Origin of the sequence: Streptomyces sp. NPDC003036, from assembly GCF_040611175.1 — a bacterium.
Lineage (GTDB): Bacteria > Actinomycetota > Actinomycetes > Streptomycetales > Streptomycetaceae > Streptomyces.
In genome coordinates, this window is the sequence record NZ_JBEXNO010000083.1 from 1 (window position 1) to 7,747 (window position 7,747).

Here is a 7,747-nt window from a genome sequence, read left to right on the forward strand (position 1 = left end):
GCGGGGGGGCCGGTGGCGCGCCCGGCGCGCGCCCCCGGCGCACCCGGGGGGGCCCGGAGACGTGATCACGTCTCCGGGCCTCCGGTCCGGGTGGTGGGCGATACTGGGTTCGAACCAGTGACCTCTTCGGTGTGAACGAAGCGCTCTCCCACTGAGCTAATCGCCCGGGCGCACCGCAAACATTACCGCATGTCAGCAGGTGCCTCCGACCACCTGATCAGCGCGGGATCCTCCACGGCATGATGATGCCGTACTTCCAGACGTAGACGCCGACGAGCGCCGCGATGATCACCAGACCGATGGTGGTGAGGATGATGTTGCGCCTGCGTACCTTCGGGTCGAGGGCGCGCTGCGCCGCCTCGGTGACCTTCCGCTTCGTCCAGCGGAGCACCAGCTGGGCCCAGACGAACTCGGTGGCCCAGATCGCCATGCCGCCGAAGATCACCACCCAGCCCGGGCCCGGCAGCGGGAGCATGACGACGCCCGCCCCGACCACCGCGAGGCCGACGACGAAGACGCCGACCTGCCAGCTGAGGTGGAGCGTGCGCCGCGCTTTGATGAAGGCTGGCGCCCGCGAACCGAGCTCCGGTTCGGCGGCCTCGCCGCTCGTCACGTCCCCCGTGGCGGGTGTCGGAGCCGCCGCTTCGGCGCCCCTCCTCCGCTCGTCACTCTCCGCTTTCATGAGGCCCAACCTACCGGACGGGACGCCGACACCGGAATGGCCGTATAACCACCGGTTACACACCGCCGTACGAGCGAGCTCAACCATCACAAAACAGACAGAGGGGTTTACAACGGCACCGTAGGTGGCATGTCGATTTCGCCGACGTGCGAATCCCCGAGCGCACACTGAGCGAAAGGCCCTGGCGCTTATGAACACCACGGTCAGCTGCGAGCTGCACCTGCGCCTCGTTGTATCGAGCGAGTCCTCACTGCCTGTACCGGCGGGCCTGCGGTATGACACGGCCGATCCCTATGCCGTGCACGCCACCTTCCACACCGGAGCCGAGGAGACGGTCGAGTGGGTGTTCGCCCGCGACCTTCTCGCCGAGGGGCTGCACCGCCCCACCGGAACCGGCGACGTCCGTGTCTGGCCGTCTCGCAGTCACGGCCAGGGCGTCGTCTGCATCGCGCTGAGCTCCCCGGAGGGAGAAGCCCTGCTCGAAGCCCCGGCGAGGGCCCTGGAGTCGTTCCTGAAGCGGACCGACGCCGCCGTCCCCCCGGGCACCGAGCACCGACACTTCGACCTCGACACGGAGCTCTCGCACATCCTGGCCGAAAGCTGACCGGCTGACGAGCTGAGCGGCTGAGCCAGGCCGAGAGCCGCACGGCGCCGTCCGACTCGGGGCGACGGCGCCGCGCGGACAACCCCACACGGCCACCGACAGGCCGTACAGGACGGACACCGCGCCGTCACGGTGGAACCACCGCCGTGGCGGCGCGGTCGCGTTCCGCCCGCTCCCCCATGCGAGCCGGTACGAAACCGGCACGCATCCGGCGCGGCGCGCACGAGCCGCTAGAGTCGGCGCCACATGCGGCGGGCGCCCGCCCGCGGCATCAGGCCAGGGAGCGGAGCGGAATACGTGCTGATCCCCCACGACACCCGGATCGCCCTCGACACCGTCGTCGACCTGATGAACACGGCGCCCGAGGGCGGGCGGGACGACACACTCGGGGACGTCGCCGCCTTGTACGCGTTCGTACGAAGCCACGACGTGAGCGGCGTCGACGAGCTCGACGCGCGGGATCTGAAGGCGGTGCAGGACGTACGGAAACGGTTCGCCGAGGTGTTCGCGGCGCCCGACGCCCATGCCGCCGCCGAGCTGATCAACCAGCTGGTGGCCGCGGCCGGCACCACGCCGCAGCTCACCGACCACGACGGCTACGACTGGCACGTGCACTACTTCGCGCCGGGCGCGTCGGTCGCCGACCACCTGGCCGCCGACTGCGGCATGGCCCTCGCGTTCATCCTGGTCGCGGGCGAGCGGGAGCGCCTGCGGCGCTGCGAGGCACCGGACTGCGGGCGGGCCTTCGTCGACCTGTCCCGCAACCGCTCCCGCCGCTACTGCGACAGCCGTACCTGCGGTAACCGTCTGCATGTGGCGGCGTACCGGGCCCGCCGCAAGGAAGCCACGACCGGCTGATCCGGAGTCACAGCAGGAACAGGTCGTGGACCGCGGCCATGAGCAGCAGGCCGCCGATCACCCCGAGGAAGATCATCAGCGGGGGCTGGGACAGCGCGAAGAGGCAGCCGCGCGGCTCTTTCGTGGTGGCGGGGGGACGCTCCCGCGAGGTATCCAGCATCTCGGGCCCGATGATGGCGCAACCGGGGTCCCGCTGATCGGGGAATACCCTCATCAACACGCTTGTGGGGGACGCCGGATGCTTCGGCTCCCCTCAGCGGCCCGTCAGATGCCGTGCTTCTTGAGGATGGCCTCGATGTCGCTGAAGTCGTCGGCGGAGCCGGACTTCCCGGCCGGGCGACGACCGGTGGCGGTACCCGTACCCGCGCCGGAGCCGGTACCCAAGGAGGGCGCCGACGCGGCCGGCGCGACCGCGTCCGGCTGCGCGCGCCTGCCGGCCCTGCGCCGCTCGACGGCCCTGGTGGTCGTGAACAGCAGCCACGCCACCCCGAGCACGCCGAAGCCGGCCCACGCCACCGGACTGAAGGCCGTGCCCGCCAGCCACTCCACGGCGCCGGTCATCACCAGCCCGAGCGGGACAAGCGCGTAGGCGGCGATACGGGCGGCGGCGAGGAACCGCCTGCGGTACGCGGTGATGGCCGCGATGCCCAGCCCTGCCGCCGATACGGCGGAGCAAACGGTCTCGGCGAGCATCCGGTCCTCCAGGGCCTGGGCGGTGGGCGGGGTCGTACGTCCCTTCCATCCTGCACCGGGCACGCACCCGGCGGCCATGGCGACCGGCCAACCTCAGGGAGATCTCCGGGTTGGGAGCGCGCGGTTCCTGCTGGAAGACTGGCCTCATGAGCGACTCCACCACCGACCGCACCGCCGATCACACCGCCGACCCCGTCGTCCTCGACGTCTGGTGCGAGCTCCAGTGCCCCGACTGCCACGCCGCGCTGGAGGACCTGCGCGCCCTGCGGGCCCGTTACGGCGACCGGCTGGAGGTGCGGCTGCGGCACTTCCCGCTGGAGCGGCACAAGCACGCCTACGCGGCGGCGCAGGCCGCCGAGGAGGCGCTGGAGCAGGGCAAGGGCTGGCCGTACGCGGAAGCGGTGCTGGCCAGGACCGAGGAGCTGGCGTCGCGGGGCGAGCCGCTGCTGCTGGAGGTGGCGGCGGAACTGGGCCTGGACGCCGAGGAGTTCGAGACGGCGCTGATCGACGGCCGGCATCTGCTGATCGTCGACGCCGACGAGGCCGAGGGCAAGGCGATCGGCGTCACGGGCACGCCCACGTACGTGATCGGGGGCGAGCGGCTGGACGGCGGCAAGAGCCAGGAGGGTCTGCGCGAGCGCATCGAAGGGATCGCCGACCGTCTCCTGGCCCAGGCCTAGGCCGCCGCTCTCAGCCCCGCAGGACGGCGACCAGGCCCCGCGCCCGGCTGCCGTCCGGCAGCTCCCAGGCGCCCGCGACATGGCCGACGGCCCCCTCGGGCAGGTCCGCCGGACCGTCGGAACCGGGGCTGAGGATCCGGTGCAGGAGGAGCGTCGTGCCGTCCGGCGCGGACAGCTCGGTGCGGTCGCGGTGGTCGACGACGGTGGTCAGATCTGCCGGGACCGGGCCGTCGCCGGTGAACGAGCGGGCGACCTCCTCGTCGACGGCGTCGCTGATGCTCTGGGCCTGGGCCTGGACCCGGCCCTCGATCAGGGCGAGCAGCTGGGCGACGAGGACCGGGTCGTGGCAGCCGTCGTAGACCCATCGCTTGCCGAGCACCCCGTGCTCCGCGGTGCTGACGAGCGCGTGCTCCCCGCCCTCCAGCGGGGCGCCGCGGTAGGTGAGCGGCACCAGGTAGCAAGCCGGGGCCGCGCCGGACGCGGCATCGGTGACCACCATGAACTCGATGCCGACCTCGCCCTCCGGGTCGTCCAGCCGGAAACCGCCGGCCTTCGTCAGCCGCGGTTCTCCCTCCCCTGCGCGGTACCACGGGCGTGAGGGCAGCCAGGAGGTGAGCATCTCCAGCTTGCTCGGCGTGATGGTGGTCTGGTGGATAACGGCCATGCCGTGGACTCTCCTCGTCGGGCGGTCGGGCGGGTACGTACCAAGATCCACAAGGTACGCCGCGGCCTCACCGGCTGCCTAGCCCCGCTCCGGCCATGAAGCAGCCGGCCATGAAACAGCCCTAGAGCAGGGGCTTGAAGGCATGCACGTGCGTCGTGGCGTAGCCGAGCGACTCGTAGAGGCGGGCCGCCGGGGTGTTGCCCGCGAAGACGTGGAGGCCGATGCGGCGCAGTCCCCAGGCGTGGGCGGTCCGTTCGGCGGCGAGCATCAGGGCCCGTCCGTAGCCTTGGCCGCGGTGGCCCTCGGCGACCTCGATGTCGTACACGTACGCGACCGGCTCGCCGCCGGGGTCCGGCGCGCGCCGGCCGGTCCATATGTGGCCGGCGACCGTGCCGCCGTCGCGTACGGCCACGTGGAAGGCGGTGCCCTCGGTGGCGAGGCCGTCGGGGAGGCTCGTGCGGTGGCTGGTTTCGGACGCCGCCCTGGCCTGGGCCTCCGGTACACCGCGCGCGGTCCACTCGCGGGCGAAGGCCTCCTCGGCCGTGGCGTACCACTCCTGAAACTCGGCCTCGCTCATCGGCCTCACCGTCACGCCGTTCCCGGGCAGCGGGGGCGGCGGCCCGGTGAGCTCCTTGGCCATGGTGCGGCCGCGCTCGGTGTAGCCGAGGGCTTCGGTCAGGCGGAGAGCGACGGTGGCCTCGACGGGGACGGCGACCTGGATCTGGCGGCAGCCCCACCCCCGCAGGACCTCCTCGCCGGCGAGCGCGGCCACGGTGGCGCGGCCCCGCCGCCGGTCGGGCTCGTCGACGCGCAGCGAGCGGACGGTGCCGATCGCCGTGCCGAAGCCGGGCAGGGTGGCGAGCTCGACCGCGCCGACGGGACGGCTGTTCACGCAGATGTCGTACGCGCGTGAGCGCACGCCGTCGGGGGCCTGCTGGAGCGGTCCGGTCGGCCGCAGGGTGGTGGTCATCAGCTGGTTCCTACCCACCCCGCGACCGGGGGCTCACATCTGCGCGGCACGCTCCGCGAAGATCCGCATGGCCTTGGCGGTGACGGGCCCGGGTGCGCCGGGCAGGTCGCGCCCGTCGACCCGGTGGACGGCCTGGACGTCGCGCAGGGTGGAGGTCAGGAAGATCTCCTCGGCGCTCTGCAGGACGTCCATCGGCAGGTCGGTCTCCTGGGCGCCGGTCCACTCCACGGTCAGGGCTCGGGTGATGCCGGCGAGGCACCCGGAGGCGAGCGGCGGGGTGTGCAGCTGCCCGTCGAGGACGACGAAGACGTTGGAGCCGGTGCCCTCGCAGAGCTGTCCGACGGTGTTGGGGAAGAGCGCCTCGGAGGCGCCCCCGGCGTGGGCCTTGGCGAGGGCGACGACGTTCTCGGCGTACGAGGTGGTCTTCAGGCCCGTGAGGGCGCCGCGTTCGTTGCGGGTGAAGGGGACGGTGATCACGGCCGTGGTGTCGGGCCGGCGCTTGGCCTCGCCGAGGGCGACGATCAGGGTGGGCCCGGTGTCGCCGCGCTCGGAGCCGAGCGGGGACAGGCCGCCGGTGTAGGTGATGCGCAGCCGCCCGAGCGGCATGGGGTTGGCCTCCAGGACGGCGGCGCAGGCGCGGCGCACCTCGTCGAGGTCCGGGTCGGGCAGGCCGAGGCCGCGGGCGGAGCGGGTGAGCCGGTCGAGGTGGAGGTCGAGCGCGAACAGGCGGCCGTCCTCCGCCTTGACCGTCTCGAAGATCCCGTCGCCCACGGTCAGGCCGTGGTCCAGTACGGAGATCCGGGCGGTGTCCGCGTCACGCAGCCCGCCGTCGACCCACAGCTTCATTTTCCGATGGTCCTTCCGCTCGCCTCGTACGTCCCCGACGCTACCGCGAGCAGCCGGGAGGCCTTGAGTTCGGTCTCGGCCCACTCGCGCTCGGGGTCCGAGCCCCAGGTGATGCCCGCGCCGGTGCCGAAGCGCAGCACGCTTCCGCCGTCCGTGCGGTCGATCCAGAAGGTGCGTATGCCGACGGCGAGCTCCCCGGTGCCGCGGTCGGCGTCGACCCAGCCGATGCCGCCGCAGTACGGGCCGCGGGGCGCCGTCTCCAGCGCCTCGATGATCCGCAGGGCGCTGGACTTGGGGGCGCCGGTGACGGAGCCGGGCGGGAAGGTGGCGTCCAGCAGCTCCTTCCAGCCCGCTCGCGGGGCGAGCTCGCCGCGCACGGTGGAGACCAGGTGGACGAGCCCGGGGTGTGCCTCGACGGCGCAGAGGGCGGGGACGGTGACCGATCCGGTGGCGCAGACGCGGCCCAGGTCGTTGCGGACCAGGTCGACGATCATCACGTTCTCGGCGTGGTCCTTGTCGAGCAGGTCCTCGGGGGTGCGGCCGGTGCCCTTGATCGGGCCGGACTCGACGGTGCGGCCGTCGCGCCGCAGGTAGAGCTCGGGGGACGCGGTGGCGATCTCCACGCCGTGGGCCGGAAGACGAATCGTTCCGGCGTACGGCGCGGGGTTGCCGCGCGCGAGGAGCGCGGTGAGCGCGTCGACGTCGGCGGCGCCGTCCGGCAGGGGCGCGGAGAGCACCCGGCAGAGGTTGGCCTGGTAGACCTCGCCCGCCGCGATGTGCTCCCGGATCCTGCGGACGCCCGCGGTGTACGCGGCGCGGTCGAGCGACGACGTCCAGTCGCCGGCCGCGGGTCCGCGCCAGGCGCCGGGGACGGGCGCGGGGACCGGGGCCGTACGGACGTCACCGAAGCGAGCGCAGGTCAGGCGGCCCTCGAAGTCGGCGCTGACGGCCCAGAAGCCGGTCGAGTCGAGGGCCTCGGGGTCACTGGTGACATCCCGCAGGTCGGTGGCGAGGAGGCCGCCGAAGCGGGCCAGAGGAGCGAGGTCGTGCACGCTTGCGAGTCTATGGCGGGGGCCGGTGGGACGGCGCCGGGCGAGGTCAGGGCAGCACGCTGGGCAAACGCGTTTTTGTACTGGCCCGGGAATCCGCTAGAGTTCAACACGTCGCCGGGACGCGAAAGCGAAACGGAAACGACAAGCGGACGTGGCTCAGTTGGTAGAGCATCACCTTGCCAAGGTGAGGGTCGCGAGTTCGAATCTCGTCGTCCGCTCGACGTGGGGGATCTTCCCGACCCCCTGCACTCCGGGTGGAGTGGCCGAGAGGCGAGGCAACGGCCTGCAAAGCCGTCTACACGGGTTCAAATCCCGTCTCCACCTCCAAGGACGATTAGCTCAGCGGGAGAGCGCTTCCCTGACACGGAAGAGGTCACTGGTTCAATCCCAGTATCGTCCACTGGATCTTCGGATCCCGGATCTTCGGATCCCCCGCGCGATTAGCTCAGCGGGAGAGCGCTTCCCTGACACGGAAGAGGTCACTGGTTCAATCCCAGTATCGCGCACGCAGTGCCCATGATCCCGATGTTTCGGATCATGGTCCCGAGGACGATTAGCTCAGCGGGAGAGCGCTTCCCTGACACGGAAGAGGTCACTGGTTCAATCCCAGTATCGTCCACACCGTCCGGAGCCCCGGCCGCGTCTCGCGGCCGGGCCGTCTTCCAGGCGGGCGTGGCCCAGCGTTTCAGGACCGTCGC

General features: G+C 72.0%; 10 protein-coding genes and 6 tRNA genes. 8 read left to right on the top strand and 8 right to left on the bottom strand.

Features of this window, described 5'->3' with window-relative positions:
- Window positions 1-91 precede the first annotated feature (91 nt).
- Window positions 92-166, bottom strand: a tRNA-Val gene (locus tag ABZX67_RS32925).
- A gap of 51 nt (window positions 167-217) precedes the next feature.
- Window positions 218-682 carry a TIGR02611 family protein gene (locus tag ABZX67_RS32930; protein ID WP_355368372.1) on the bottom strand — a complete coding sequence of 155 codons (465 nt, stop codon included), beginning with the start codon at window positions 680-682 and terminating at the stop codon, window positions 218-220.
- Window positions 683-872: 190 nt separating this feature from the next.
- Here ABZX67_RS32930 and ABZX67_RS32935 point away from each other — a divergent pair, with 190 nt between their 5' ends.
- On the top strand, window positions 873-1,286 hold the full coding sequence (locus ABZX67_RS32935; RefSeq protein WP_003959770.1) for an SsgA family sporulation/cell division regulator: 414 nt from the start codon (window positions 873-875) through the stop codon (window positions 1,284-1,286).
- A gap of 297 nt (window positions 1,287-1,583) precedes the next feature.
- A complete protein-coding gene (locus tag ABZX67_RS32940; RefSeq protein ID WP_355368375.1) occupies window positions 1,584-2,144 on the top strand; it encodes a CGNR zinc finger domain-containing protein in 561 nt (186 codons plus the stop codon).
- A 7-nt stretch (window positions 2,145-2,151) separates the two neighbouring features.
- Here the strand turns inward: ABZX67_RS32940 and ABZX67_RS32945 are convergent, their stop codons facing one another.
- Both ABZX67_RS32945 and ABZX67_RS32950 read right to left on the bottom strand, forming a co-directional pair.
- Complete coding sequence (locus tag ABZX67_RS32945) at window positions 2,152-2,304, bottom strand: hypothetical protein (RefSeq protein WP_355368378.1); 153 nt, start codon at window positions 2,302-2,304, stop codon at window positions 2,152-2,154.
- A gap of 104 nt (window positions 2,305-2,408) precedes the next feature.
- Window positions 2,409-2,837, bottom strand: coding sequence for a hypothetical protein (locus tag ABZX67_RS32950; RefSeq protein ID WP_355368396.1), 429 nt, complete (start codon window positions 2,835-2,837; stop codon window positions 2,409-2,411).
- 146 nt (window positions 2,838-2,983) lie between these two features.
- On the opposite strand from ABZX67_RS32950, the gene ABZX67_RS32955 reads away from it, so the two are divergent.
- Window positions 2,984-3,517 carry a DsbA family protein gene (locus tag ABZX67_RS32955; protein WP_355368381.1) on the top strand — a complete coding sequence of 178 codons (534 nt, stop codon included), beginning with the start codon at window positions 2,984-2,986 and terminating at the stop codon, window positions 3,515-3,517.
- Window positions 3,518-3,527: 10 nt separating this feature from the next.
- Here ABZX67_RS32955 and ABZX67_RS32960 read toward each other — a convergent pair whose 3' ends face one another.
- The 4 genes from ABZX67_RS32960 to ABZX67_RS32975 form a co-directional block, all read right to left on the bottom strand.
- The gene (locus ABZX67_RS32960; RefSeq protein WP_355368384.1) at window positions 3,528-4,181 is read right to left on the bottom strand and encodes a 1,4-alpha-glucan branching protein; all 654 of its coding nucleotides are present in this window, start codon (window positions 4,179-4,181) and stop codon (window positions 3,528-3,530) included.
- Between the two features lie 121 nt (window positions 4,182-4,302).
- Window positions 4,303-5,151 (bottom strand): GNAT family N-acetyltransferase, encoded by an 849-nt coding sequence (locus ABZX67_RS32965; RefSeq protein WP_355368387.1) that lies wholly within the window; start codon window positions 5,149-5,151, stop codon window positions 4,303-4,305.
- A 33-nt stretch (window positions 5,152-5,184) separates the two neighbouring features.
- The gene (locus ABZX67_RS32970) at window positions 5,185-5,997 is read right to left on the bottom strand and encodes an aminodeoxychorismate lyase (RefSeq protein WP_355368390.1); all 813 of its coding nucleotides are present in this window, start codon (window positions 5,995-5,997) and stop codon (window positions 5,185-5,187) included.
- Window positions 5,994-7,049 (bottom strand): chorismate-binding protein, encoded by a 1,056-nt coding sequence (locus ABZX67_RS32975; RefSeq protein WP_355368393.1) that lies wholly within the window; start codon window positions 7,047-7,049, stop codon window positions 5,994-5,996. The genes ABZX67_RS32970 and ABZX67_RS32975 overlap by 4 nt, the downstream gene beginning before the upstream one ends.
- 145 nt (window positions 7,050-7,194) lie before the next feature.
- Between ABZX67_RS32975 and ABZX67_RS32980 the strand changes: the two genes are divergently transcribed.
- The 5 genes from ABZX67_RS32980 (at window position 7,195) to ABZX67_RS33000 (ending at window position 7,668) form a co-directional block, all read left to right on the top strand.
- Window positions 7,195-7,267 (top strand) — tRNA-Gly (locus ABZX67_RS32980).
- A 35-nt stretch (window positions 7,268-7,302) separates the two neighbouring features.
- Window positions 7,303-7,376, top strand: a tRNA-Cys gene (locus ABZX67_RS32985).
- Between the two features lies 1 nt (window position 7,377).
- Window positions 7,378-7,449: transfer RNA gene (locus tag ABZX67_RS32990), tRNA-Val, on the top strand.
- 34 nt (window positions 7,450-7,483) lie between these two features.
- Window positions 7,484-7,555 (top strand) — tRNA-Val (locus ABZX67_RS32995).
- A 41-nt stretch (window positions 7,556-7,596) separates the two neighbouring features.
- Window positions 7,597-7,668 (top strand) — tRNA-Val (locus tag ABZX67_RS33000).
- The last annotated feature ends 79 nt before the right edge of the window (window positions 7,669-7,747 follow it).

Bases quoted from the DNA above. Each gene is read 5' to 3' on its own strand.
- ABZX67_RS32930 (WP_355368372.1), bottom strand. From the start codon at position 682: ATGAAAGCGGAGAGTGACGAGCGGAGGAGGGGCGCCGAAGCGGCGGCT.
- ABZX67_RS32935 (WP_003959770.1), top strand. From the start codon at position 873: ATGAACACCACGGTCAGCTGCGAGCTGCACCTGCGCCTCGTTGTATCG.
- ABZX67_RS32945 (WP_355368378.1), bottom strand. From the start codon at position 2,304: ATGCTGGATACCTCGCGGGAGCGTCCCCCCGCCACCACGAAAGAGCCG.
- ABZX67_RS32950 (WP_355368396.1), bottom strand. From the start codon at position 2,837: ATGCTCGCCGAGACCGTTTGCTCCGCCGTATCGGCGGCAGGGCTGGGC.
- ABZX67_RS32955 (WP_355368381.1), top strand. From the start codon at position 2,984: ATGAGCGACTCCACCACCGACCGCACCGCCGATCACACCGCCGACCCC.
- ABZX67_RS32960 (WP_355368384.1), bottom strand. From the start codon at position 4,181: ATGGCCGTTATCCACCAGACCACCATCACGCCGAGCAAGCTGGAGATG.
- ABZX67_RS32965 (WP_355368387.1), bottom strand. From the start codon at position 5,151: ATGACCACCACCCTGCGGCCGACCGGACCGCTCCAGCAGGCCCCCGAC.
- ABZX67_RS32970 (WP_355368390.1), bottom strand. From the start codon at position 5,997: ATGAAGCTGTGGGTCGACGGCGGGCTGCGTGACGCGGACACCGCCCGG.